Annotated in this window: 23 protein-coding genes; 2 read left to right on the top strand and 21 right to left on the bottom strand. The window is 67.8% G+C overall.

The features are described 5' to 3' along the window. Window positions 1-5: 5 nt before the first annotated feature. The 10 genes from pufL to ACQR1B_RS20815 form a co-directional block, all read right to left on the bottom strand. Entirely contained in the window at window positions 6-851 is an 846-nt protein-coding gene (pufL, locus tag ACQR1B_RS20860; RefSeq protein WP_434833432.1) for a photosynthetic reaction center subunit L, read from the bottom strand. Between the two features lie 166 nt (window positions 852-1,017). Further along, complete coding sequence (pufA, locus tag ACQR1B_RS20855) at window positions 1,018-1,206, bottom strand: light-harvesting antenna LH1, alpha subunit (RefSeq protein WP_434833431.1); 189 nt, start codon at window positions 1,204-1,206, stop codon at window positions 1,018-1,020. Window positions 1,207-1,222: 16 nt separating this feature from the next. Continuing rightward, on the bottom strand, window positions 1,223-1,450 hold the full coding sequence (gene pufB, locus ACQR1B_RS20850; protein ID WP_434833430.1) for a light-harvesting antenna LH1, beta subunit: 228 nt from the start codon (window positions 1,448-1,450) through the stop codon (window positions 1,223-1,225). A gap of 171 nt (window positions 1,451-1,621) precedes the next feature. Further along, window positions 1,622-1,849, bottom strand: coding sequence for a hypothetical protein (locus ACQR1B_RS20845; RefSeq protein WP_434833429.1), 228 nt, complete (start codon window positions 1,847-1,849; stop codon window positions 1,622-1,624). Window positions 1,850-1,882: 33 nt separating this feature from the next. Next, complete coding sequence (bchZ, locus tag ACQR1B_RS20840) at window positions 1,883-3,334, bottom strand: chlorophyllide a reductase subunit Z (RefSeq protein ID WP_434833428.1); 1,452 nt, start codon at window positions 3,332-3,334, stop codon at window positions 1,883-1,885. Continuing rightward, window positions 3,334-4,881: a chlorophyllide a reductase subunit Y gene (gene bchY, locus ACQR1B_RS20835; protein WP_434833427.1), complete on the bottom strand. Its 1,548-nt coding sequence runs from the start codon at window positions 4,879-4,881 to the stop codon at window positions 3,334-3,336. The genes bchZ and bchY overlap by 1 nt, the downstream gene beginning before the upstream one ends. 31 nt (window positions 4,882-4,912) lie before the next feature. Next, window positions 4,913-5,923, bottom strand: coding sequence for a chlorophyllide a reductase iron protein subunit X (locus ACQR1B_RS20830; RefSeq protein WP_434833426.1), 1,011 nt, complete (start codon window positions 5,921-5,923; stop codon window positions 4,913-4,915). After that, complete coding sequence (gene bchC, locus ACQR1B_RS20825) at window positions 5,920-6,861, bottom strand: chlorophyll synthesis pathway protein BchC (protein ID WP_434833425.1); 942 nt, start codon at window positions 6,859-6,861, stop codon at window positions 5,920-5,922. Before bchC ends, ACQR1B_RS20830 begins: the two co-directional genes overlap by 4 nt. A gap of 91 nt (window positions 6,862-6,952) precedes the next feature. Then, on the bottom strand, window positions 6,953-8,098 hold the full coding sequence (locus tag ACQR1B_RS20820; protein ID WP_434833424.1) for a methyltransferase: 1,146 nt from the start codon (window positions 8,096-8,098) through the stop codon (window positions 6,953-6,955). A gap of 345 nt (window positions 8,099-8,443) precedes the next feature. After that, on the bottom strand, window positions 8,444-9,313 hold the full coding sequence (locus ACQR1B_RS20815; RefSeq protein ID WP_434833423.1) for a polyprenyl synthetase family protein: 870 nt from the start codon (window positions 9,311-9,313) through the stop codon (window positions 8,444-8,446). Between the two features lie 119 nt (window positions 9,314-9,432). Between ACQR1B_RS20815 and crtD the strand changes: the two genes are divergently transcribed. Both crtD and ACQR1B_RS20805 read left to right on the top strand, forming a co-directional pair. After that, entirely contained in the window at window positions 9,433-10,962 is a 1,530-nt protein-coding gene (gene crtD, locus ACQR1B_RS20810) for a 1-hydroxycarotenoid 3,4-desaturase CrtD (RefSeq protein ID WP_434833422.1), read from the top strand. A gap of 47 nt (window positions 10,963-11,009) precedes the next feature. Further along, complete coding sequence (locus ACQR1B_RS20805) at window positions 11,010-11,822, top strand: hydratase (protein ID WP_434833421.1); 813 nt, start codon at window positions 11,010-11,012, stop codon at window positions 11,820-11,822. A gap of 836 nt (window positions 11,823-12,658) precedes the next feature. On the opposite strand, the gene ACQR1B_RS20800 is transcribed toward ACQR1B_RS20805, so the two are convergent. The 11 genes from ACQR1B_RS20800 to hutI all read right to left on the bottom strand — a co-directional run bounded on the left by ACQR1B_RS20800 (window position 12,659) and on the right by hutI (window position 26,067). After that, window positions 12,659-13,810: an IS110 family transposase gene (locus tag ACQR1B_RS20800; protein WP_434833420.1), complete on the bottom strand. Its 1,152-nt coding sequence runs from the start codon at window positions 13,808-13,810 to the stop codon at window positions 12,659-12,661. A 73-nt stretch (window positions 13,811-13,883) separates the two neighbouring features. Next, window positions 13,884-14,027: a hypothetical protein gene (locus ACQR1B_RS20795; RefSeq protein WP_434833419.1), complete on the bottom strand. Its 144-nt coding sequence runs from the start codon at window positions 14,025-14,027 to the stop codon at window positions 13,884-13,886. Window positions 14,028-14,045: 18 nt separating this feature from the next. Continuing rightward, window positions 14,046-15,086 carry a phytoene/squalene synthase family protein gene (locus ACQR1B_RS20790; RefSeq protein ID WP_434833418.1) on the bottom strand — a complete coding sequence of 347 codons (1,041 nt, stop codon included), beginning with the start codon at window positions 15,084-15,086 and terminating at the stop codon, window positions 14,046-14,048. Then, the gene (locus ACQR1B_RS20785; protein WP_434833417.1) at window positions 15,083-16,621 is read right to left on the bottom strand and encodes a phytoene desaturase; all 1,539 of its coding nucleotides are present in this window, start codon (window positions 16,619-16,621) and stop codon (window positions 15,083-15,085) included. Before ACQR1B_RS20785 ends, ACQR1B_RS20790 begins: the two co-directional genes overlap by 4 nt. 51 nt (window positions 16,622-16,672) lie before the next feature. Further along, a complete protein-coding gene (bchO, locus tag ACQR1B_RS20780; RefSeq protein WP_434833416.1) occupies window positions 16,673-17,578 on the bottom strand; it encodes an alpha/beta fold hydrolase BchO in 906 nt (301 codons plus the stop codon). Window positions 17,579-17,611: 33 nt separating this feature from the next. Continuing rightward, a complete protein-coding gene (locus ACQR1B_RS20775) occupies window positions 17,612-18,580 on the bottom strand; it encodes an alpha/beta fold hydrolase (RefSeq protein WP_434833415.1) in 969 nt (322 codons plus the stop codon). Between the two features lie 163 nt (window positions 18,581-18,743). Further along, window positions 18,744-20,492, bottom strand: coding sequence for a magnesium chelatase subunit D (locus tag ACQR1B_RS20770; protein ID WP_434833414.1), 1,749 nt, complete (start codon window positions 20,490-20,492; stop codon window positions 18,744-18,746). Then, complete coding sequence (gene bchI / locus ACQR1B_RS20765) at window positions 20,489-21,535, bottom strand: magnesium chelatase ATPase subunit I (RefSeq protein WP_434833413.1); 1,047 nt, start codon at window positions 21,533-21,535, stop codon at window positions 20,489-20,491. The genes ACQR1B_RS20770 and bchI overlap by 4 nt, the downstream gene beginning before the upstream one ends. Window positions 21,536-21,628: 93 nt before the next feature. Next, window positions 21,629-23,299: a urocanate hydratase gene (gene hutU, locus ACQR1B_RS20760; protein ID WP_434833412.1), complete on the bottom strand. Its 1,671-nt coding sequence runs from the start codon at window positions 23,297-23,299 to the stop codon at window positions 21,629-21,631. 9 nt (window positions 23,300-23,308) lie between these two features. After that, window positions 23,309-24,856: a histidine ammonia-lyase gene (gene hutH, locus ACQR1B_RS20755; RefSeq protein WP_434833411.1), complete on the bottom strand. Its 1,548-nt coding sequence runs from the start codon at window positions 24,854-24,856 to the stop codon at window positions 23,309-23,311. Continuing rightward, the gene (hutI, locus tag ACQR1B_RS20750) at window positions 24,853-26,067 is read right to left on the bottom strand and encodes an imidazolonepropionase (RefSeq protein ID WP_434833410.1); all 1,215 of its coding nucleotides are present in this window, start codon (window positions 26,065-26,067) and stop codon (window positions 24,853-24,855) included. The genes hutH and hutI overlap by 4 nt, the downstream gene beginning before the upstream one ends. Window positions 26,068-26,106: the final 39 nt, after the last annotated feature.

Genomic DNA, 26,106 nt, shown 5'->3' with positions numbered 1-26,106 from the left:
TGAACTCATTGCGGCGGCGACCAGATCGGGACCCTGCGCCACCAATCCCACCAATCCGACCAGGCGTTGCCTTCGGGCATGAGCCAGGCGGGACCGGAGATGACGATGCAAACGGCACTGAAGAACACGGCCGACAGCGCCAGAAACAGACCGAGGCGGTGGATGCCGAGCGTGCCGATCGAATAGCCGATCAGATCGCGAAACATCGTGTTCTCATGTTCGGGCGACTTCATCTCCTCGCCCTTGCCCGGGTTGGCGGCCGACAGGATCAGCGATCCGTGCAGCGCGAGCGCGAGACACGTCGTGAAGAAGAACGTGATCGCGATCATGTGCGCGGGATTGTAGTGGAAGTTGCCGAACTGATAGCCGGTGTTCGACACCCAATCGAGATGAGTGATGATGCCGTAAGGGAAGGCGTAGCTCCACGAGCCCATCAGCACCGGACGGATCACTTCCAGCGTGAAATAGGCGAAGATCGCGAAGCCGAAGGCGACCGGCACGTGATAGCCGATCGCGAGCTTGCGGCAGATCTCGACCTCCCGCAGCGCCCACGAGACGAACGCGCCATGCGCGCACACCGTGATGAGCTGCCAGAAGCCGCCCTCCGTGAGCGGCGCGAATGACAGCCCGTATTTGGCGTCGGGCGGGTTGATGCTGATCTGCCAGAGATTCCAGGTCGGTCCGAGCGCCGTGGCGTAGAGGATCAGCGCCACGCCGACGAAGGTGAAGAAGATCGTCGTCACGCCGAAGAAGCCGACGTAGAACGGTCCGATCCAGAAATCGAAGAGGTCACCGCCGATCAACGTTCCGCCGCGGACGCGGTATTTTCGTTCAAAGCTGAGCATTGCCATCGGTCTGCCTCCGCTGCCCGTCGCTCGATATGCTACGTGTCTTATCGTCGTGTCGTGTGACGTGACATGTCACGGGACGTGAATTCAACGAACGAGAAAGTCTGGGAAGCGGGCGAACGGGGTCTGCCGCCGGCGCCCGTCCGCTTCCCTTGGGTATTGCGAGCTCTTAGGTGAGCTTCAGCGGCGTCGCCGGATCGGAGATCGACGACGTCTTCGCTGCACGCGGTCCCTCCAGCCAGTTGAACCGGTTGGTGCTGAGCAGGATGAAGTGAATCACCAATGCCAGCCCGAACAGGAAAACGCCGAGAGCCACGAGAACCCTGCGGGGATCGAACAACAACCACAAGCGCCACATAGTTTTCTCCTTTCGGTCAGGTCAGGTAGGAGAGTGCGATATTGGCGTAGTGGGTTGCCCCATCCATCGCCGCCTTGTAGCCAGCCGGCCCAGGCAGCCAAGGACGCCACATCCAGGCGAGAATGTGGGCGACGATCGCAACCGCCGTGAAGACCACAAAGCTCGTCATGAAGATGCTATGGAATTCCCTCGCCTCCGCTTCGGTCAGCCCCGACAGCGAGCCTCCCTTGTTTGGTTCCACCATCGTAGTACCTCCTGGTGTTGGCCTTTCGGCCGAATGCCGCTCACCGGGATGAACGGCGTCGAATCGCCATCCCGTCGCCGGGATGGCATCCATGCGGCGAGCCGCATGAATTCCTTGCAGAGCTCACGGGGCCGGAAACGAACAGCCCGGAAACTCGAAACCCGTGGGACCTCACAGCCCCATGAACGACGAGGTCGCGCAGTTCGCGGCCTTGATCCTCGCTTCACCGACGATCGCGCCGAGCGGCGCGGGCCGGTGTCCCGTGATGATGGAGCCGATCCGGCGCAGCACGCCCTCGACCATCAGCACGACGAAACACATCGCGTAGACCAGGAGATATTCGATCCGCTCGCGCGATCTCGGCGCGACGTCACGATCCATGCGTTCGTACAACGACATCGTCCTCTCCCTCTCCGCCCCATCCTCGTCGCCCTATGCGGCCTGGCCCGTTGCGAGCTGTGACCGCGCATGCGCGAGAACGTCTTCCGTCACCTTGTCGAGCCCGGCCTGGCGCGCACCGCGCTCGGCCGCGTCGCGCAGCCGCTTGGCCGCGGAGATCCGCACCAGCACCGGCTGGGTCTCGATGATCTGATCCAGCGCAAGCTTGGCGCCGTCGTCCCACGGCAGCTCGCGCTCGAGCCGCGCAGGCGTCGCTGCGATCTGGTCCAGTTGCGTGGCGAGCGGCAGGATGTTGAACAGCGCATCGAACAGCGCGTTGCAGACCTCCTGCACGACATAGGTCGCGCCGGCATAGCCCATGAAGGGCGTGCCGGTGTGGCGGCGGATCACCGTGCCCGGGAACGAGGCCGGGATGTAGATCGCGCGGTTGCCGGCTTCCGCCGCATACATGCGCTCATTGTAGCTGCCGAACAGCACCAGCGGCGGCCGCTCGTGGATGGCCTTGCGGATGGCGTCGTTGTCGGTCTTGGCGCCGGCGCAGCGCGAGATCGCGAAGCTGCAGGGCAGCCCGAGCTCGGTCTCCAGGAAATTGCGCAAGCCGCGCGCGTAAGTCTCCGACGCGACGATGCCGAAGCTCGCGGTGCCGAAGAAGTCCTGCGTCACCGAGCGCCAGAGGTCCCAGAGCGGCTTGATCGTGGTGTGCTTCTCCCTGACGATGAACGGCTCGGGATCGAGCCCGAGCATCTCGCCCAGCGTGCGCAGGAACTTCGTCGTCGAATGCAGCCCGATCGGCGCCTGCAGGTAAGGCCGCTCCAAGGTCTCGCACAGCAGCCGGCCGAATTCGCGATACATGCAGACGTTGACGTCGGCATCGACCAGCTTGGGCACATCGGCGAGATGGCTGCCGAGCGGAAACACCATGTTGATCTCGGCGCCGATGCCTTCGATCAGGCGGCGGATCTCGGCGACATCCGACGGCATGTTGAAGGTGCCGTAGATCGGCCCGATGATGTTGACCCTGGGCTTCTCGCCGTCCTTGCGCGTCTTGCGCTCGGGGACCTTGCGCAGACCGTATTCGCTCCACAGCCAGCTCAGCGCGCGGTTGGCGCTCTGCCACTGGTCCTCGTCGATGGTGCGCGGCAGGAAGCGCTTGATGTTGGAGCCCTCGGGCGTCACGCCGCCACCGATCATCTCGGCGATCGAACCGGTGACGACGACCGCCGGCAGGTCCGGATCGAGCGCGCGGCGCGCGCGCTTCATTGCCTGCTCGGTGCCCTTCTGGCCGAGCTCGTCCTCGCCCAAACCCGTGACGACGATCGGCAGCTCGTGCGGCGGCAGGCCGTCGGTGTAGTGCAGCACCGAGGTCACCGGCAGGTTCTCGCAGCCCACCGGGCCGTCGATGATCACCTGCAAGCCCTTGATCGCGGTGAAGGCGTAGACCGCCCCCCAATAGCCGCCGGCGCGATCGTGGTCGAGGATCAGCATCACACCATCTCCTCGGACTTGCGCTTCTTGGCCTGCGCCGCGACCGCCTTGCGGAACTTGTCGCGGAATTCGGGACGCTCGACCGGCGTGCCGTGCCACACGCCCGCATTGTCGCCCTCGCCGACACCTTCGAAGAACTCGCGCATCTCGTCGAAGCGCGCCTTGCCTGCGATCGCCGCGTTGACGACCTGCGCCAGCGAGCCGGCACCGGAGACGCCGAACAGCGGCCGCGCCGAGATCAGGTTGGTGAAGTAGAGCGACGGGATCGCACGCGCCTTGGCCTTCTGCACGACCGGCGTGGTGCCGATGGCGAGATCAGGCGCGAACTCATCGACCGCCGCGAGATCCTGCTCCAGCGAGGCGCGATATTGCACGCGCACGCCACGGCTCTCGAGCCAGGCGCAATCGGCCTCCGACCAGCGCGTGCGCGGGCAGGCCGTGCCGACATAGCGCAGATCAGCCCCGCTCTCGACCAGGAGGCGCCCGACCAAAAGCTCCGATCCCTCATAGCCCGACAGCGTGATGCGGCCGCGGATCGGCGTGGCCGCAAGCGCCGCGCGGATCGCCGGCAGCACCGCGGTCTTGGCCGCGTCGATCTGCGCACGTCCGACGCCGCAGACGTTGCCGATCGCCTCCAGCCAATCCGCCGTGCCGTCGCAGCCGACCGGCGCCGAGCCGATGATCGGGCGGCCTGCCGCCTCGAACTCGCGGATCGACGCGGTGTAGAACGGATGGATCGCCGCCACGGCCGCGCAGTCCAGCGCGCCATAGAGCTCGCGCCATTCGCGCGTCGGCACCGTGGGACCGGCGGCGAGACCGAGCGGCGCCAGCATCATGCCGATGCCGACGGGATCGGCCGGGAACATCTCACCCAGCAAGGTGATCGTCGGCTTGTCGCTGCGCGGCGCACGCGGCGCCTGCACCGGCCCCTGCTCCGCCTCGCGACGCGCGTAGTTCAGCATCGCGCCGGCCAGCACGTCCTTGGCCTCGGCATGGGTCGGCACGCCAAAACCCGGAACGTCGATGCCGATGATGCGGACGCCGTTGATCTCCTTCGGCAGGATCTGCAGCGGCACGCCCGAAGCAGTGGGGACGCAGAGATTGATGATCACGACGCAGTCGTAATTGGCGGGGTCGGCGAGCTTGAACACGGCGTCGCGGATGTCCTCGAACAGCTTTCCCGTCACCAGCGTCTCGGAGTTGAACGGGACGTAGCCGACGCTGCGCCGCGCACCATAGAAGTGCGAGGTGAAGGTGAGGCCATAGACGCAGCAGGCCGAGCCCGACAGCACCGTCGCCGTGCGCCGCATGCGCAAACCCACGCGCAGCGAGCCGAACGCCGGACACATGCTCTGCGGCTGGTCATGCGGACCAGCCGGATAGTCGGCCGCGTAGCGTGCCAGCACCTCGCTCTTGCCGGCGGCATCGGCCGCCTTCTTGAGTTCGGCCTTGCCGGCGTGACAGCCGAGCGCCTCGGGCTGCGCCGGCACCATCGCCTCCGCACCACTTTGCGCACTCACCGCCTGGTGGACCACAGGATCGCTCATGGCATTACATTCCGCTGCTCAGCCGATCCCATCACACATTGTCGTAGATCACTTCGAGCGACGGCTTGGTGACGGCCGTGCTGCCGCACATGTCCTCGACCGTCGCCTTTTCGAGCACGACGTCGCGGCCGACCTCCGAGGCCTTGAACAAGCCGAGCAGGCCGTCATGCGTCAGGGGATGCGGATGCTGCGGCGGCGCCTCGGCAACGTTCTCGGCGAGCTGCTCGAACAGCGTCGCCCAGGGCGTGCCCGGCTTGCCGATGATCTGATAGCTCGCGCTCTTGCGGCGGATGTCGTCATCGGCCGGGATCGAGGCCAGCACAGGAATGCCTGCCGCATCTGCAAAGGCCTGCGCCTCGCCGGTGCCGTCATCCTTGTTGATGACGATGCCGGCAACGCCGACATTGCCGCCGAGCTTGCGGAAATACTCCACCGCCGAGCATACATTGTTGGCGACGTACAGCGACTGCAAATCGTTCGAGCCGACGATGATGACCTTCTGGCACATGTCGCGCGCGATCGGCAGACCGAAGCCGCCGCAGACGACGTCGCCGAGGAAATCCAGCAGGACGTAGTCGAATCCCCAATCGTGGAAGCCGAGCTTCTCGATCAGCTCGAAGCCGTGGATGATGCCGCGTCCGCCGCAGCCGCGGCCGACCTCGGGACCACCGAGCTCCATCGCGAACACGCCGTCGCGCTTGAAGCAGACGTCGCCGATCTTGACCTCTTCACCCGCGAGTTTCTTCTTCGATGAGGTCTCCAGAATGGTCGGACAGGCGCGGCCGCCGAACAGCAGCGACGTCGTGTCGCTCTTCGGATCGCAGCCGATCAGGAGCACCTTCTTGCCCTGCTGCGCCATCATGTAGGACAGGTTGGCGAGCGTGAAGCTCTTGCCGATGCCGCCCTTGCCGTAGATCGCGATGATCTGCGTGGTCTTCTTCGGCGCAGCCGTCACCGGCGCATCGGGCTCGATCGCGGCCTCGGCACGCAGGGCATCCGTCATTGCACTGATCTCGGCACTGATCTTGGTCGGGGCATTCATGCTGCAGCTCTCCAGTCCAAGACCATCTTGAGACATGACGGATCGTCGAACGCGATCCGGTAGGCGCTCTCCGCGGCCTTGGCGTCCGCGTGATGCGTGATCAGGCCGTCCAGCGACAGCCGACCGGTATCGATGAGGTTGCGCACGGCGAGCAGATCCTCGTGCTTCCATTCCGCGGCAACGCGGATCGCCGCCTCGCGCATGAAGGCCGGCGGATAGGAGAAGGTCAGCGGCGCGCTGTAGAAGCCGGCGAGGATGATCTCGCCCCGGGGCCCCAGGCGGGAGATGAGGCTGTCGAGCAGCCCGGCATCGCCGCTGGCGTCGAAGATCAGGCGGTAGTCGCGCCTCTCATCAGCGGCGGGATCGGTGACACGATAGCCCATGGCGCCCACGGCGCGTTCGGGATTGCTCTCCCACACCACCGGCGGATCACCGCCCATCGCCACGATCAGCCGCGCCAGCAGACGGCCGAGCACGCCGTGGCCGACCACGCATTCGGCGCGGCCGTCGCCGCCGATCGCAAGTGCATGATAGGCGGTGGCCGCAAGCGCCAGCAGCACGCCGCGCTCACCGATCGTTTCATCGATCGCGACCACGCGATGCGGGGGAACGTTGAGACGCGAGGCGGCGGCGCCAAACAGGCTCCTGACCTCGCCGAAGCAGCGCGCCGCGCCCGGCACGAACACCCGCTCGCCTTTTCGAAAACCAGAATGAGGTGCCGCGCGCGCGACGCGGCCCACCGCCTCGTAGCCCGGCACGAGCGGATAGCCCATGCCCGGGAAGGACGGCATGCGCCCCTCGTACAGCAGCCGCTCGGTGCCGGTGCTGATCGCGCTCCATTCGATGTCGACGGTCAGGCAATCCTCGGCGTCCGCCAACTGCAGCTGCTGCAGCGACAATTGCCTCGGCCTCCCCAGTACCACGGCGATCGCGTCCATAGCGCCAAACTCCCCGGCGACGCCCGCTCTCTTACGGATGTCAGGTTAGTCCGACTGCGAAGAGTGTCAATATAAATTTACATATCGAGTGTCAGCTTTTCGCGACAATGACACTCGCTATCAGGGGGATTCGCGTGCGAAGCGCTCGCACCTGCGAAAATCCGGCCGCATTCAGCAGCTCGCGCAAGCGCGCGGCGCTGCGCGGCCGGCCCTGTCCCATCGCGCGCAGATAGATCTCGAAATAGGCGCTGACGCCGTCGGCCCCGCCGCCGGCATCGCGCATCGGCTCGCCGAGCAGCAGCACGCCATTGTCGGGCAAGGCCGCGCGGACCTTGGCGAGCAATCGCGCCACCGCCTCGTCGTCGTGATCGTGCACGACCCGGATCAGCGAGATCACATCGGCGCCGGTCGGCAGCGGATCATCGTAGAAGCTGCCCGAACTGATCGTGGCGCGATCGGCAAGGCCATCCCCGGTGAGGCGTTCCTGCGCGATCGCGGCGACGCCTGGCAGATCGAACAGCTTGAGTTGCAACCGCGGTGCAGCCCGCGCGGCGGCGGCGAGGAAGCTGCCGTCGCCGCCGCCGACATCGAGCAGGCAGCGATGGCCGGTGAGCGGATAGGCCGCGAGCACGACGTCCGCGATCATCGGCTGCGACGCGGCCATCAGCGCCGTATAGGGGGCAACGTTGTCATGCGTCAGCGCGTCGGCGCGCTTGTCGAGCGCATATGGCCAGTAATGCGCGAGGCGGCGCGCGCGGTCCTGTCCGCGCAGCAGCGCCACGGGATCGCCGAGATCGGCATAAAGCGCGGCGTGATGGCGGACCATGGCGGCGATGCCGGGATTGCCGAGCAGCGCCGCGCCGAGCGGCCCGAGCCCGTAGCGGGCTTCGCCGCGGCGCTCCAGCAATTGCAGCGCGGACGCCGCCTCGCACAGGCTCGTCATCGCCTCGGGCGGCATCGCCGCGCGCGACGCCAGCGTCGCGACGTCACGAGGCTCGGCGCGCAAACCTTCGAACAAATCGAGCTGCACGCAGGCCGCCAGGGTCTGCGAATAGACGAAGCCGGCGCAGAGATCGAACAGCTCCGCCGCCCGCCGGCGCGCGATCGGCCGCGTCAACGGAAACGCCGCCGCCCAACGCTGGAACGCAGCACTCGCCAGCAGTGTGTCACGCCAGCCGCGCCAGCGATCACTGATTCTCGTGGCAGCCGGCGTCTCGTGGCGAACGGCCGCGGGCATGGCCGTCAGTGCCCCGTTCGCCGAGTTTGAACGGACACCCACGAGCAAAACGCATCGACGCATCGACGCGCACAGCTGCCCACCCTCCCCTGGAGGGGGAGGGTCACCGCGCGCAAGGCGCGCGGTGGGGCGGGGTGGGCCCCGAACTCAGTGCGGATGGGTTCAACGATTCTCGGGCTTACCTGCATCAGCGCCCCAGAGGTTCTCAACACCGCACGCGCGGATAGTCTGTCACCCCACCCCGCCGCGCATGCCGCTGCGCGCATGCGCGGCGACCCTCCCCCTCCAGGGGAGGGTGGGCACCGCGGGTGCGGCGCGAGCGTGGCCATCAACGCGGCCGAAACATCACGCCGCCGACGCCGCCAGGCGGCGCGGCACCAGGCGCTTGGCTTCCTGCTCCATCAACATGCGCAGCTCATGCGCGTGGGCGCAGGGCGGCATGGTGCGGATGCCGTCGGCGACGAGATCGTGCAGATAGCTGACCGCGCCGGTGAGCCCGTAGAGCAGCACCGCATTGGGCCGCCCGAGCGCCGCATCCTGCCCGACCGGCTTGCCGGCCTCCTCTTCGTCGCTGGCTGCATCGCGGATGTCGTCGGCGACCTGATAGGCCTCGCCGATCGTCTCGCCCAGCGTGCGCCACGCCTCCGCATTCTCATGCCCGGCCGCCGCGGCGCCCGAAACGGTCGCGGCCGCAAACAGCGCGCCGGTCTTGGAGCGGTGATAGCGCGACAGGTCGATCTGCGGCTCGCATTCCCAGGCTTGTCCCGCCGAGATGCCATGCGGTACGCCGACGGCATCGCCGATGGTCGCGATCAGCCGCGCCAGCCGCAGCGGCGAGCAGCGCGACTTGGCGAGCGTCTGGAACGCGAGCACGATCAGCGCATCGCCGGCGAGCACCGCGAGCGGCTCGCCGAACGCGGCATGCACCGACGGGCGGCCGCGCCGCAGCGCGGCGTTGTCGAAGCATGGCAGGTCGTCATGAACCAGCGAGGCGCAGTGCAACAGCTCGATCGCGGATCCCGCAGCATCGGTCGCCGCCGGCTCGTCGTCACCGCAGGCCGCGGCCACCGCATGACACAGGCGAGGCCGGACCCGCGCCCCCCGGGGAAACACGGCGGCCTGCATGGCGGCCGACAGGCGGGGCGGACATCCGGGCCGTTCGGCCAGTGCGACCGCTGCGACGAGGGATTTTTCGATCCGGGCCATCACGTCCATGTCCGCCTCCCCTGCCGCGAGGCCCACGGGGCCTCGCGTATGTGTAAATTTCAACTTACACCCATACTGTAAATCATGCTAGACGTTTTCTGCGTCAGATCGGATGGACAGGAGCGAGGATGGCCGATCACCGCGTGATCGTGGTGGGCGCCGGCATCGCCGGCCTCAGCGCCGCACTGACCCTCGCCGCGCGCGGCGCCGAGGTGACGCTGCTCGAGCGTGCGCCCTCACCCGGCGGCAAGATGCGCCAGATCGCGATCGGGCCCGCGCGCATCGACTCCGGTCCCACCGTGTTCACGATGCGCTGGGTGTTCGACGAACTGTTCGCCGAGATCGGATCATCGCTGGACGATCACCTCACCCTGACCCCGCTCGAGATCCTCGCCCGCCACGCCTGGACCGACCGCAGCCGGCTCGATTTGTTCGCCGACGAGGACAGGTCGACCGACGCCATCGGCCATTTCGCCGGGCGCAGCGAAGCCGACGGCTATCGCGCGTTCTGCCGCGATGCGCGACGCATCTTCGAGACGCTCAGAGATCCCTTCATCCGCACGCCGGCGCCGAGCATGACGCATCTCTTGCGCAATGCCGGCTTTCGTGATCTCACCGCGATCCGCCCGTTCCAGACGCTATGGAAGGCGCTCGCCGGCTACTTCCGCGATGTCAGGCTGCAGCAGCTGTTCGGCCGCTACGCCACCTATTGCGGCTCATCGCCGTTCCATGCGCCGGCCACCCTGATGCTGGTCGCACATGTCGAGCAGGCCGGCGTCTGGTCGATCGACGGCGGCATGCACGAGCTCGCCGCGTGCCTGGCGGCGCTGGCACGTCGCCACGGCGTCAGCATCCGCTACAACAGCGAGGTTGCGGGCATCGTTACACGTGCGGGCCGCGCTGCCGGCGTGCGCCTGGCCGATGGCGAGCAGCTCACCGCCGATGCCGTCATTGCGACCGCCGATGTCGCGGCCTTGGCGCAAGGCCTGTTCGGCGCGGACGCCGCACGGGCGCTGCCCGCAATTCCAGAGTCCGCGCGCTCGCTCTCGGCGATGACCTGGAGCTGCATGGCGCGGACCGACGGCTTTCCGCTCGTGCGTCACAACGTGTTCTTCTCGCGCGACAGCCGTACCGAGTTCGATCAGCTGGTCGGCGCCCGCGCGATGCCGCAGGAGCCGACCGTCTATGTCTGCGCGCAGGACCGCGACGGCCAGCCACGTGAGGTCGGCGGCAGCGAGCCGCTGTTCGTGCTGATCAACGCGCCCGCTATCGGCGACCAGCATCGCTTCGATTCCTCGGAGATCAGCCAATGTGCCCGCCAGACCTTCGACCTGCTGCAGCGCTGCGGCCTCGGCATCGCGACGACGCCGGAGCTGACCCGCGTGACGACGCCGGCGGATTTCAACCGGATGTTTCCGGGCACGGGGGGCGCATTGTACGGCCGCAGCTCGCACGGCTGGATGGCGTCGTTCCAGCGGCCGGGCGCGCAGACGAAGCTGCCGGGCCTCTACGTGGCGGGGGGCAGCGCGCATCCGGGACCGGGCGTGCCGATGGCGGCGCTGTCGGGGCGGATGGCCGCCAACAGGGCGATTCTGGACCTCGCTTCGACCGCGCCGTCGCGCCGGACGGCTATGCGTGGTGGTATGTCGACGCGCTGAGCGACGACGGCCGCTTCGGCATCACGCTGATCGCCTTCGTCGGCAGCGTGTTCTCGCCGTACTACGCGTGGGCCCGGCGGCGCGGCCCGGCCGATCCCGAACATCATTGCGCGCTCAACGTCGCGCTGTATGGCGAGCGCGCCCGGCGCTGGGCGATGACGGAGCGCGGCCGCGGTGCCATCGCGCGCGAGCCTGCGCGCTTCGAAATCGGTCCGAGCAGCCTCGCCTGGAACGGCCGCGAGCTTGCGATCGAGATCAACGAGGTCTCGGTGCCCTGGCCGCTGCCGCTGCGCGGCAAGGTGCGCGTCGTGCCGACCGCGATCAACCAGGTCGCGTTGACGCTCGATGCGGAGGGGCGCCACCGCTGGCAGCCGATCGCACCGTGCTGCCGCGTCTCGGTCGATTTCGATCATCCGGATCTGCACTGGCGCGGCGACGGCTATTTCGACATCAACCACGGCGACGCGCCTCTGGAGCGCGACTTCCAGAGCTGGCAATGGTCGCGCGCGGCGACGCGCACCGGCACCGTGATCTCCTACGACACGGTCGCTCGCGATGGCGCCGACGCGACGATTGCACTCCACGTCGATCCCTCGGCGCAATTGGACTGCATCGCTCCGTTCGCAGCGACGCCCCTGCGCAAGACGCGGTGGCGCATCGACCGCAGCGCCCGCGCCGACACCGACGCGCCAGTGCGCGTGGTGAGCACCCTGGAGGACGCCCCGTTCTACGCCCGCTCCCATCTCGCCGCGCGCATCCTCGGCGAGGACGTCGCGGTCATGCACGAGAGCCTCTCCCTCGACCGCTTCCAGAGGCCGATCGTCCAGGCCATGCTGCCGTTCCGCATGCCGAGGTGGTGAGGGCCAGGATGAGGCGGCGTTGACCGCCGCCGGTGACGATCCCGGCGATTGGCTCCCGTCGCGCCACAACACACGCTGTCGTCCCGGACAAGCCGTGACGCGCAGCAGCGCGTCGCGGCGCCGATCCGGGACGCATACTCCGCGGCGGAGATGATGTGCGAGCTGATCATGACGAGCCTGCCTCGAACTCCTCCCTGTGGCGATAGGTCCCTGCGTTCGCAGCGACGACAGCGGTGTTTGTCGATACATTTGGAACGATATCGACAACTCAGGAGCGCGCTGCCGTAGGGTGGGCAAAGGCGCGGACGCGGCGAAGCTGCGTGCGCGACGTGCCCACCATCGGCATCGGATGTGAGGCACGGTGGGCACGGCGCGCGCGCCAATCTTTGCTCACGGCGAAAGCGGAGGCGCGCCTTTGCCCACCCTCATATGGGGTCTTGTGAGTCAAGTCTCGTTTGATAGGTCGGGTTGTTTTTTCGAGGGGCGGTTGGTTTCCTTGAGTGTGTGTGTTCGGTGGAGCGAAGCCGGCGTCCGCGCGCTCTCGATATAGCGCCGTAGCGGACGGCGGCTTTGCGGTGGGCAGGGCGATGTCCGGCCTGGGTATCGTCGGTCTCGGTCGAGGACTGGCTTGCGAAGATCCTGCAGCTGTCCGCTGCATCACCTCATATCCGGTCGGATGCTTGGCATCCGGGCCCTTGTTCCGCATGCTTGCGGCGAGAAGCCAAAGAGGATGAGACCCATCTACAAGACGGCTGGTGGTACAGCCCTAGGGTGGCACGGTCGTCATCCATCCTCGCAAGACCGCGGCGAACCGCGGGCCTGATCGCGAAGTTCGTTTACGCCTTCATCAGCGCCTCCTCGGGCACCAGGCCGGTCTCGAGATAGCGCCACAGCGCCACGACGAGCTTGCGCGCCAATGCCACGATCGCGATGCGCCGGGCGCGCTTGCCGGCGTTGAGCGTGCGGGTCTGGAACCAGCGGCTGAGCTCGCTCCCCGGCTGATGACGCACCCAGAGCCAGGCCAGCTCGATCGTCTTCAGGCGGACGTGCGGATTGCCCGCCTTGCTGATGCCCTGCTCGCGATCGATGCCGCCGCTCTTCCACGGACTCGGGGTCAGGCCGCAATAGCTCGCGACCTCGCGCCGGTTGCGGAAGTCCTTGTAGAACAGCTCACCCACCAAGGTGGTGGCGAAGGCCGGCCCGAGCCCTTTGAGGCGTTGCAGCTGCTCCCGCCGCTTGGCCATCGCGTCGGGAGCGTCAGCCGCCTGCGCGGCCGCCAGGCTCTTCTCCAGCGTTGCCAGCTGCTCACGCACCAGCATCAGGCGCGCATGCTCGCGCTTGACCTCCGCCATCACGTGGGGCGGCAGCGGCTGCCCTTGCCAATCGCGCTGCTGCTCGAGCCAGGTGAGCCAGTTGCCGCGCCGCGGGCTGCCGACCTCCAGGCCTGACAGCCGCAGCAGCGCCTTGATCCGGTTGGTGTGGGCCGTCTGTTCGGTCACCAGGCGGTCGCGCTCGCGGCTGACCCGCCGGGCGTCCTCCTGCTCGACCGTCGGCACCCGGACGATCCGGACCACCCGGGGCTCGCCGCGCAAATGGGCCATCAGCGTGCGCAGCAGCAGCTCGCCGTCGATCCGATCTGTCTTCGCCCGCCGTGCCCGCTGCTCGACCGCGATGCTGGCCGGGTCGAACACCAGGTTGCCGATCCCCTCCGCGACCAGCAGCCGGTGCAGCCAGAAGCCGTCATAGCCCGCCTCGTAGCAGCTCATGACCCGCGGCTCCAATCCGAGCTTCTGCGCCGCACGGGCCCGTATCTTGGCGATCAACGCCAGCAGCCCGGCGTGATCGCCACCTTCCAGCTTGTATCGCGACATTCGCCCCTGGTCGGGACTGTGCACCGTGATCAGCCAAGTCTTCTGGCTCAGTTCAATCGCAACGAAAATCGTGCCAGTATCTCCGGCGGTGGGCGTGCCAATGGTCGATGCTTGCATCTGACTCTCCGAGGGTTCGAGTGTGGAAACCCAAACCTATCGGAAGGGCTCGCTCACCGCTCCCCCATGGAATCTACTTTTTCTCCGCCTCGCGCTCCCTGGCCTCGCGCTCGGCGCGCTGGCGGTCGAGGCGGCGGCCCTGCCATTCCAGCACAAGCCAGCCGGCGACGCACAATGCGACGACGACGAATTCGAGCAGGCCGCCCATCTCGTTCATCGCGATGTCTCCGCGCAGCTACGACGTCCGCCCCGAGCGCGACAGCTGGTCGCGCCGCTCCAGCCGCTCGAACAAATCGAGCACCCACAGCGCGCGGTCTTGAACGGTCCGGCGCGGCGGCGCGATCGCATGCGGACGCTGTGCATCCGCGGCGACGACGGCGTCGATCAGCACCCGCGCCTCCGGCCGCAGCGGCGCCAGCGACGGCCGCTCCTGCAGCAGCGACACCACCGCCGCCTTGCCGAGTAGCTGCAGCTTGCGCGGCATCGAAACGAAGGCACGCCGCGACAGCGAATCGAATTCGGCGCGCGCGACCTCGCGGCCGATCTCGGCATAGATCAGCCGCGCCGCATGAATGCCCGGCCGGCAGGTCCATGGCAGGTCAGCGATTCCAGCTGCGGCGCGCGCATAAAACACGTCGGCGACCGCGAGCAGCCGCGCGGCGACGCGCCCGATCCGGTCGTCGAAGAACGGCGCGACCAGCCAGGTCTCGACGTCGAGCCCCGCCTCGCGCAGCCATTGCCGCGGCAGATAGAGCCGCCCCGCACGCGCATCCTCGCCGACGTCGCGCGCGATGTTGGTGAGCTGCATGGCGATGCCGAGATCACAGGCGCGTCCGATCGTCTCGGGGTCGCGCCGGTGCATCAAGAGCGACATCATCACGCCGACCGTGCCGGCGACGCGGACGGCATAGGCGAGCACGTCGCTCAAGGTCTCGTAGCGGCGGCCCTGGGCATCCCAGGCGAGGCCTTCGAGCAGCGCCTCCGGCAGCGCGCGCGGAATTGCAAAATGCGCCACCACGCCGGCGAGCGCGCGGTCGACCGGACTGTCGTCCGGCTGACCGTCATAAATTCGTTCGAGCCGCGCATGCAGCACCTCGACTGCATCGACACGGCGGCCGGGACCATCGATGGCGTCGTCGGCCTCGCGGCAGAACGCGTACAGCGCGACGGCGGGATCGCCGACCGCGCGCGGCAGGACTTTCGAAGCGGCGAAGAACGTCTTCGATCCGCCCCGCAACAACCGACGACAGATCGCGATGTCTTCTTCCCAGCTCATCGCCGCTCCAGCTCATGCGGCGCGGGCACGAGATCATCGAGCACGCGCGCCGAGGACAACACACCGGGCAGGCCAGCCCCGGGATGCGTGCCCGCTCCGACCAGATAGAGCCGCTCGACCTCTTCGCTCTTGTTGTGCGGCCGAAACCAGGCGCTCTGCAGCAACACCGGCTCGAGTCCGAAGGCGGCGCCGCGATAGGACGACAGGCGATGCTCGAAATCATCCGGCGTGAGCAGCCTGGATGTCACGATCTGCCCAGCGAGATCGGGCAGCAAGGTCTCGCTCAACGCAGCCTCGATGCGCTTGCGGAACGGCTCGGCCGTCGCCGCCCAGTCGATGCCGCTCTCCTGATGCGGCACCGGCGACAGCACGTAGAACGCATCGCAGCCCTCGGGCGCCAGCGACGGATCGGTCGCGGTCGGACGGTGCAGATAGAGGCTGAAATCAGCCGCCAGCACCTTGCGGCGGAAGATGTCGTCGAGCAGCTCGCGATAGCGCGGGCCGAGCAGGATGGTGTGATGCGCGACGTCGTCATAGCGGCGCTTCGTGCCGAAATACCAGACGAACAGGCTCATCGAATAGCGCGCTCGGTCGATGCGCGCATCGGTCCAGCGCCGGCGCGGCACTGATGGCAGCAGATGCTTGTAGGTCCAGGCGGCGCAGCCGTTGGAGACGACGACATCGGCGGCGATCGTCTCGCCGGACTTCAGGCGCACGCCGGTGGCCACGCCATTGCTGGTCGTGATCTCGGTGACCGGTGTCGAACAACGCACCTTGCCGCCCTGCCCCTCGATCAGCGAGACGAGGCCATCCACCAGCGCGCCGGTGCCGCCCATCGCGAAATGCACGCCCCAGCGGCGTTCGAGAAAGGCGATCAGGCAATAGATCGAGGTGGTCGTGAACGGGTTGCCGCCGATCAGCAGCGGATGGAAGCTGAGAATCACGCGCAGCCGCTCGTCGCGGACGTAGCGCGAAACGAGGCCATAGACCGAGCGATAGCTCTTCAGCTTGACCATCGCCGGTGCGATCTTGGCCATGTCCATGAACGACAGGAACGGCACGTCGCCGAGTTCCTCGAAGCCTTTTCTGAAGATCGCCTCGCTCGCCTGCATGAAGCGCTCGTAGCCGTCGACGTCGCCGGGCGCGAACCTGATCACCTCGGCCCGCATCGCCGCCGGATCGCCCGAACAGTCGAACACAGCGCCGTCATGAAAGCGAATGCGATAGAACGGCGAGATCGGCTTCAGCGTGACGTCGTCGGACATGCGCCGTCCGCACAGCTGCCACAGCTCCTCGAACAGGAACGGCGCTGTGACGATGGTCGGGCCGGCATCGAAAGTGAAGCCGTCCTGCCGATAGACATAGGCGCGACCGCCCGGCGCATCGAGCTGCTCGAACACGCTGACGCGATAGCCGCGCGCCCCGAGCCGCACCGCTGCGGCAAGGCCGCCGAACCCGGAGCCGATCACGACCGCATGCGGCCGGTCTCCGAGCGCAGCCGGAACAGCGGCCTTGATGGTGGAGACGTCGAGCATGACCGAAAGCGTAAATTGAAATTGACGCTTTCGCCAGTCGAAAATGTCAATCTAACTAGACATTTCCTGCTGCACCGCAAGGACTTCGGCCCGCTCGGCTGCCTGGACGATGAGGCCCGCGATCCGGGCCGGCTGCTCCTCATGCGCCAAATGACCAAGGCAATCAATGAGTTCGAGCCGGGCCTGGGGCACCAATTGCTGCACCCGGCGCGCAACGTCCGGCGGAATGGCGCGGTCGTGGGTGGCCGCGATGAGCAGCAGCGCCGTCCTCAACCGCGGCAGCTCGTGCAGCAAGGGGTGCAGATCCCAATTCGCCATCATTTCCAGCGCGGCAGCGACGTGACCGGGACTGCCGACGAGGCGCCGATACAGCCGTTCGCCGGCTGCATCGATCGTCGAGCCGGTGCCCTTGAGCAGCCGGTGCACCGCCGCCGGATCGCGGCCACGCCAGGCGAACAGCCGCGGCACCAGCGGATTGAGCGCCATCATCTTGGCGAGCGGCGACAAGAATTGCGCCGCGACGCCGCCGAACGGCAGGTAGGCGCCGTTGAGGCTGACGATCAGCTTCGGCGTCATGAGACCATCGAGCGTCATGCGCGTCAGGATCGCAGCGCCCGCGGAATGACCGATCGCGATGTCGGGCTCGATCGCGAGCTGCTCGCACAGGACCGCGAGATCGCGCGCCATGCCGTCGAGCGACAACCGCTGCCAATGCGGGGTCGCGGTGAAGCCGTGGCCGGAGAGGTCCGGCGCAACGACCGTAAAGCGCCTCGCGAGCAGCGGCGCGAGGTCGCGCCAGGAATGCGTCGCTGCGCCCGTGCCGTGCGCCAGCAGCGCGACCGGTCCCTCGCCCATGATCTGGACATGCCAACGCAGCCCGGCGGCATCGACGAAGCGGCTCGCCGCACGATTGGGCCAGTCTTTGCCGTCGATGCTCCAATTCGGCTTGTCGCTCATGCCGGCCCACGGGGTTGGACGCGGCTGGCGCGATCAGTGACCGGCAGCACGCGTCAGGAAATCATCGTAGCTGGCGACGACGATATCAAGCTGTTCGAAATGCGGCATCGCCCCGGTCTGCATCACCTGGATGCGCCAGTTCGGCAGGCCCTCGACCGCATGCTTGCCGCCATAGTCGACGAAATCGCCGCGCACGCCATGCACCATCCAGACCGGCATCGCCAGCCCGAGATAGAGCTTCAGCGCGTGGACGCTGAACATGTAGCCGGAGACGAAGGAGTATGGCGCATTCTCGGCGCCGGGCTGGTGGGTGGTGATGTAGTCATATTCGAGCAGGCCCTCGTCGATATCCTTGCGGCCGAAGGTCTTGCGCAGGAAGAAGCGGATGCTGGCCCGCGACGTCAGCAGCGAAAAGAAGCGGTGCTTCCACAGCGGCACGGTGAAGATGTTGCGCAGCCACGGCATCGCGCGGGTCGCGTCCTTGTCGCCGCCCTTCTTGGCCGCGGCTTCCGCGCGCCGATCGAAGCCGGTCGGGCTGATCAGCCCGAGCGTGCGAAACAGATTCGGCGCCTCGGTGCCGGCGCGCGCTGCGAATTCGCACCCCAGCGACACCGCGACGGCATCGATGGCGGCACCGCCATGGCGTCGGCTGATCTCGTTCGCTGCAAGCAGGATCGCATCGGTCATCAGCCGCGGCGTGTAGATGCGGTCGGCGCGGTCCGACAGGCCGAAGCCCGGGAGATCGAGCGCATAGACCTGCCGGCTGCGGCGATAATGCTCGAACAGCGGCTTGATCTCGTAGGCCGATGCTGCCGCGTTGACACTGTGGATCAGCAGCAATGCCGGCTGACGTGAGGGCGCCGGTGGACCGTCGGCATAGCAGGTGATGCGGCCGACCTGGGGATCCGCAAGCTCGAAGCGCGGTGCGGCCAGAGGCGGCGGCATTGTCAGCCCGCGCATCATGGCATCACGATCGGTCGGCTCGGCGGTGGCGAGCTGCATGGAATGCTCCTTTGAGGACATCGCTGCGAACGGCCGAAACAAGCGCCCCGGCGGACCGAGGCGGGATCACGCTCCCATGAGCGGCTGGACCATCATATCCGTGACGGCCCATCTTGTCAGGCACTCCTCGGAACGCGCGCCGATGAGACCCGTTCCACGCGTCTCAGCTCCGGCCGGCCTGGGCCATCACCGCCTGCGACAGCCGCGCGGCGTCGGCGTAGGGCAGCGCGACGTAGCGGGCCTGCATGGCGCCGGCGAGTTGCGCCGCCTTGTCCTGCGGCCTTGGCGAGGTGTCGACCAGCACGACGGGGATGCCGGTCAGTGCAAGTTGCCGTGCGGCGACCAGCGCTTCCGCTTCGGCCTCGCTGCGTCCGCCCAAGCCGTCACGTGCGACATTGGCGCGGCCGTCGGTCATCAGCACGATGGTCGGCGCCTGGCCCTTGGCGCGCACCGCGAGCGCGAGTTCGGTCGCGGCCCAGATCGCCGCCGACAGCGGCGTGCCGCCACCGCCCGGCAAGCCCGCGAGGCTGCGCTTGGCGCGCGTCAGCGAGCGCGTCGGCGGCAGCAACAGCTCGGCGATCTTGCCGCGGAACGCGATCAGCGCGACCTCGTCGCGGCGGATGTAGCATTCGGCGAGCAGCAGCTCGACGGCGCCCTTGACCTCCGCGAGACGCTGCAGGGCCGACGAGCCGGAGGCATCGACAACGAAGATCGTCGTGGTGCCCGAGCGCTGCTTGAAGCGTGTGATGCGGATGTCGTCCTTGTGAACGATCAGGCGGCCGCTATTGCCGGAACGTTGCGTCCGCCGTCGCAAGGGTTGCCACGGCGCCGCAGCGCGCAACGTCTCGAGCACGTTGAGCCGCGCGCCGGCGCGCCATTCGCCGCTGCGCGCGCCGATCGGACGGCCGCGCTTCGGCGCCTTCTGTGCGGTGCCCTGCTTGCTTGAGCTGCTGCTGCGGACGCGGGTGGTGCGCTCCTCCTGCAGCCGCTTCAGCAGGTCGAGTGGAATGGCCGCCTGCGCCGCGTCGAGCACGCGATCCTCCAGCGGACCGTCCTCGATCGGCTTGTCACTCTCGTTCTGCTGATCGTCAGCCGGGGGCTCATCGGGCTGGGCGTCCGGCTCCGCATCCTCCTCATTGGCCGGCAACCGGGTGGCGCGCGGCGCCAGCACCAGCCGTGCCGCGCAGGCGATGTGCGGCTCGTCGACCGTGCTCGCACCGTCGAGCGCCGCAGCGATCCGCGCGACGCGACACGCCAGCAGCGGCGCTCGCAGGGAATCGATGCCGAGCGCACACGCCGTCGTGGTCAACGCTGCGATCGCTTCGTCAGAGAGACGAACCTGCGGCAGCAGCGCCCGCGCGGCCGCGATGTCGGACGATGTGAACAGGCTCTCGCCGAGATCGGCGCGCGCAACCCTGCTGAGATCGAGGTGGCATGCGAGCCGATCGGCGAGCGCGGCGGACACGTGCTCGTCACCGATGCCTTCGTCGAGCGCGATCAGGCCGAACCGCGCCGGCGCGCGCAATGAGAGGCCGTCGCGCTCGATGCTGACGACGCCGGTGTCGAGCGCGACTGATAGATGCGCCACGGTCGAAGGCGACGTGCGCTCGGCCATGACGGCAATCAGCACCCCGCCATCGGCCTCGGCGACCAGGCCGCGCTGCATCACCGGCCGGCCGGCCTGCAAGGTCGCGGCGAGATCGAGCCCGCCGAGCAGCCGGTCATCGGAGATCGACGCCGGCAGCTTGCGCAGCGGCGCTGATGAGGGCATCAGCTCGCGCAGCAGATCGAGCCACTGCTCGCGCACCGGTCCCGCGCCCGCGCGCAGCAGAATGGAAGCAGCAGCCGGATCGATCGCGGCCAGCGCGGCCGCGATGACAGCATCGGCCCAGATCGCGGCGCCGTCGCTCACGATGCGAACAATTCGTCGAGCGCGCGCTCGACCCGCACCGACGAGCCGGAATCATCGAGCGGGTTGCGTCTCAGACGGTGCCGCAGCGCCATCGCAGCCACGGTCTTCAGATGCCCGTCACCGACCGCCTTGGCGCCATCGAGCGCCGCTGCGGCGCGCGCCGCGCGCATCAATGTGAGCTCGCCGCGCAGGCCATCAGTGCCGAGCGCCATGCAGAGCTGCGCCGTCTTCTCCAGCTCGCGGTCGGCGACTTTCACCGAGCCGATATGCTCGCGCGCGGCGAGGATACGCTTGCGCGACTTGGCCTCCTCCTTCTCCCAATGCGCGACGAAGGCCGCAGGATCAGTCTCGAACGCATCGCGCCGCTTGATCACCTCGATGCGCGTCGGCAGGTCCCCCGGCGTCTTGACCTCGACCGACAGGCCGAAGCGATCGAGCAATTGCGGCCGCAGCTCGCCCTCCTCCGGATTGCCGGTGCCGACCAGGACGACGCGCGCCGGATGGCGGATGCTGAGGCCGTCGCGCTCGACCACGTTCTCACCTGATGCCGCGACGTCGAGCAGGAGATCGACGAGATGATCCTCGAGCAGATTGACCTCGTCGATATAGAGAAAGCCTCTGTTGGCACGCGCCAACAGCCCCGGCTCGAACGACTTCTCGCCATGCGCCAGCGCGCGTTCGAGATCGAGCGCGCCGACCACGCGATCCTCGGTGGCGCCGAGCGGCAGGTCGACCACGGGCACGGGCACCTGATGCGCCTTCAGCGCGGCCGGCTTCTTCGCCTTGCCGCTCGGCTTGGAGCGCGCGCGGCATTCGGCGCATTGCGCGGCGGCATCGGCGGGATCGCATTGATAGGGGCAGCCGACCACGGCGCTCATCGGAGGCAGCAGTGCGGCGAGCGCACGCACGGCAGTGGACTTGCCGGCGCCGCGATCGCCGAAGGCCAGCACGCCGCCGACCTTCGGATCGACGGCGGCGATCATCAGCGCCAGCTTCATCTCGTCCTGGCCGACGATGGCCGCGAACGGAAAGGCGATTCCCATGGACGTCCCTCTGCGCCGCGACGCATACCGGTCGCGTTCGGGCGCATGAGACCACACTCGGGGGCCGCTGTTCAACCCAGGAGGTGGCGCGCGCTAGCGCGCCAGACTCGGCAGGTCGAGACCATTGGCGTCGGCGCAGGCGATGGCGTCGTCGTAACCGGCGTCGGCATGGCGCATCACGCCGGTCGCTGGATCGTTCCACAGCACGCGCTCCAGCCGCCGCGCGGCGTCATCCGTGCCGTCGGCCACGATCACCATGCCGGCATGCTGAGAATAGCCGATGCCGACGCCGCCACCATGATGCAGCGACACCCAGGTCGCGCCGCTGGCGCAATTCAGCAGCGCATTCAGCAGCGGCCAGTCCGACACGGCATCGGAGCCGTCCTTCATCGCCTCAGTCTCGCGGTTCGGGCTCGCGACCGAGCCGGAATCGAGATGATCCCGGCCGATCACGATCGGCGCCTTCAATTCGCCGCGCGCCACCATCTCGTTGAAGGCAAGCCCCAGGCGGTGCCGGTCGCCGAGCCCGACCCAGCAGATGCGTGCGGGGAGGCCCTGGAACTTGATGCGTTGCCGCGCCATGTCGAGCCAGTTGTGCAGGTGCTTGTTGTCCGGCAGCAGCTCCTTCACCTTGGCGTCGGTCTTGTAGATATCCTCGGGATCGCCCGACAGCGCCGCCCAGCGGAACGGGCCGATGCCGCGGCAGAACAACGGGCGGATGTAGGCCGGCACGAAGCCGGGAAAATCGAACGCATTGGCGAGGCCCATGTCCTTCGCCATCTGGCGGATGTTGTTGCCGTAGTCGAGCGTCGGGATGCCCATGGCGTGGAAATCGAGCATCGCCTGGACGTGATCGACCATCGACGTCTTGGACGCCTGCTCGACCGCCTTCGGCTCCGATACACGCTTGGCTTCCCATTCGGCGAGCGTCCAGCCCTTCGGCAGATAGCCGTTGATCGGATCATGCGCGCTGGTCTGGTCGGTGACGATGTCCGGCCGCACGCCACGGCGCACCAGCTCGGGGAAGATCTCCGCGGCATTGCCGAGCAGCCCGACCGACACGGCCTTCCTGGTCGTCGCGGCCTCGGCCATCAGCGCCAGAGCCTCGTCGAGCGTGGCGGCCTGGCGATCGAGATAGCCGGTGCGCAGCCGCATCTCGATGCGGCTCGGCTGGCATTCGACCGTGAGCATCGAGGCGCCCGCCATCGTCGCCGCCAGCGGCTGCGCGCCGCCCATGCCGCCGAGGCCGGCGGTCAGGATCCACTTGCCGGCGAGATCGCCATTGTAGTGACGGCGACCGACCTCCACGAAGGTCTCGTAGGTGCCCTGCACGATGCCCTGGCTGCCGATATAGATCCAGGAGCCGGCCGTCATCTGGCCGTACATCATGAGGCCCATTTTATCGAGCGCATTGAAATGATCGAGCGTCGCCCAATGCGGCACGATGTTGGAGTTGGCGATCAGCACGCGCGGCGCATCGGCGTGTGTGCGGAAGATGCCGACCGGCTTGCCGGACTGCACGACCAGCGTCTGATCGGCCTCCAGCTTGCGCAGGGAGGCGACGATGCGATCAAAGCTGTCCCAGTCGCGCGCGGCGCGGCCGATGCCGCCATAGACGATCAGCTCGCTCGGTTTCTCGGCGACATCGGGATCGAGATTGTTCATCAGCATGCGCAGGGGCGCTTCGGTGAGCCAGCTCTTGGCGCTGATGTCGCTGCCATGGGGCGCGCGGATCACCCGTTCATTGTCCAGGCGTCGGTTCATGGGTCCCTCTCATCCAATCTTGGGAAACGGATCGCGTCCGAGTGCGCTGCTCGCGGCGGTGGCCAGCACACCGCCGGAGACAAGCGCTGCGGCCTTCGCGAGATCGTCGGCCATGTAGCGGTCGTTCTCCAGCGCCGGCACGTGCACGCGCAGCGCACCGATCACGGCCGACAGCGCAGCACTGGTGCCGTGCGGCACGCGCAGCTCGATGCCCTGCGCGGCGACCAGCAGCTCGATGCCAATGATATGAGCGAGATTGTCCGCCATGTCATGCAGCCGCCGCGCCGCGTGCGCGGCCATCGAGACATGGTCTTCCTGGTTGGCACTGGTCGGCGTCGAGTCGATCGAGCATGGCAGCGCGCGCTGATTGTTCTCGGCGAACAGCGCCGCGGCGGTCACCTCGGCGATCATGAATCCGGAGTTCAGGCCCGGCTCCGGCGTCAGGAATGGCGGCAGGCCGAAATTCAACGCGGGATCGACGAGCGTTGCGATGCGCCGCTCGCTGATCGCGCCGAGCTCTGACAAGGCCAATGCGATCTGGTCGGCGGCGAACGCCACCGGCTCGGCGTGGAAATTGCCGCCGGAGATGATCTCGCCGGTCTCGACCAGCACCAGCGGATTGTCGGTGACGGCGTTGGCCTCGGTCACCAGCGTGCGCGCGGCCTGCGTCAGCAAATCGAGCGCGGCGCCCGCGACCTGCGGCTGGCAGCGCAGGCAATACGGATCCTGCACGCGCTCGTCGCCGTCCAGATGCGACAGGCGGATGGCGCTGCCGTCGAGCAGTTCCGTCAGCACGCGGCCAGCTTCGATCTGACCGGCATGACCGCGCAGCGCCTGAATCTCGGGCCGGAATGGCGCCGTCGAAGCCATCGCGGCGTCGACCGACAGCGCGCCGGTGACGAGCGCAGCGTTGAGGAGATCATGCGCACGCAGCAGGCCAGCGAGCGCATAGGCGGTCGAGAACTGCGTGCCATTGATCAGCGCAAGTCCTTCCTTCGGCCCGAGCGTGACCGAGGTCAGACCCGCGCGGGCCAGCGCCTCGCGCCCAGGCACCAGCCGGCCATCGAGAAACGCCTGGCCCTCGCCGATCATCACCGCCGTCATATGCGCGAGCGGCGCCAAATCACCGGACGCGCCGACCGAGCCCTGCTGCGGCACGAATGGCAACACGTTATGCGCCAGCATCGCCTGCAGCTGATCGACGATCTCACGCCGCACGCCGGAGGCGCCGCGGCCGAGCGAGATGATCTTCAGCGCCATCATCAGCCGCACGACCGGCTCTGGTGTCGCGGGACCGACGCCGCAGCAATGCGAGAGGATGAGCTTGCGCTGCAGCTGCGCGGTCTGGTCGGGCGGGATGCGTTTCGAGGCCAGCTTGCCGAAGCCGGTGTTGATGCCATAGACTGGCTCGGCGCCCTGCGCCGCCTTGGCGACGATCGCGGCGGCCGCCTCGACATCAGGCCAATAAGAAGGCTCGAGCGCGAGCGAGGCTCCGGCGTAGACTTTTGCGAGATCATCCAGGCCGACGCGGCCGGACGCGGCAATGATCGTGCTCATTGGCCCCTCCAGATGCGCTGATGCAGGGGATTGAAGCCCATGCGGTAGACCAGCTCCGCAGGCCGACTGATGTCCCAGATCGCGAGATCGCACCATTTGCCGGCATCGAGCGTGCCGGTCTCCGCCAGAACGCCGAGCGCGCGGGCGCCCTCGCGCGTCACCGCGGCCAGGCATTCATCGACGGTCATGCGGAACAAGGTCGCGGCCATGTTCATGCTGAGAAGCAACGACGTCAGCGGCGACGAGCCGGGATTGCAGTCGGTCGCCAGCGCCAGCTTCACGCCATGCCTGCGGAACAGCTCGACCGGCGGCTTCTGCATCTCGCGGATGAAGTAGAACGCGCCGGGCAGCAGCACGGCCACGGTGCCGGACCGAGCCATCGCAATGGCGCCGGCCTCGTCGGTGTGCTCGAGATGATCGGCCGAGAGCGCGCCGAACTCGGCCGCGAGCGCGGCACCACCGAGATTGGACAACTGGTCGGCATGCAGCTTGACCGGCAGGCCAAGTGCTTTCGCCGCGGCAAACACGCGCGACGTCTGCGCGGGAGAGAAGGCGATGGTCTCCATGAAGGCGTCGACCGCGTCGGCCAGGCCGGCCTCGGCGACCGCCGGCAGCATCTCGGTGCAGACGAGATCGATATAGCGATCCTTGTCGCCCGCGGCTTCCACGGGCAGCGCGTGTGCGCCGAGAAAACTGGTGCGAACGCCGATCGGCCGTTTGTTGCCGAGCGCACGGGCTGCGGATAATTGGCGCAGCTCCGTCGCGGTCTCCAGGCCGTAGCCGGACTTGATCTCGATCGTCGTGACGCCCTCGGCGATCAACGCATCGAGCCGCGGCAGCGCTGCCGCGATCAGCGTATCCTCGCTGGCGGCGCGCGTGGCGGCAACGGTCGAGACGATGCCACCGCCGGCGCGCGCAATCTCCTCATAGCTCGCGCCGGCGAGCCGCAGCTCGAACTCGTGCGCGCGGTCGCCGCCATGGACCAGGTGGGTGTGACAGTCGACGAGGCCCGGCGTGATCCAGCGGCCCTCGCAATCGATGCGTTCAGCAGCATCGGCATCCGCCGGGAAATCCGCTTGCGGACCGGCAAAGGCAATGCGGCCGTCGCGCGCGGCCACCACGCCGTGCTCAATCACGCCAAGGCCCGGCGGTCCCTCGCGCAGGGTTGCAAGCCGCGCATTGCGCCAGATCCGGTCGAAACGCTGGGACATGCTGCCTCCCACCTTCACGAAAGCTTGACGGGCGATATG

Source organism: Bradyrhizobium oligotrophicum (assembly GCF_051168495.1).
In the GTDB taxonomy this organism is placed as follows: domain Bacteria; phylum Pseudomonadota; class Alphaproteobacteria; order Rhizobiales; family Xanthobacteraceae; genus Bradyrhizobium; species Bradyrhizobium oligotrophicum_A.
Note: the sequence above shows the minus strand (reverse complement) of the source record. Positions and strands in the feature narration are given on the sequence as shown.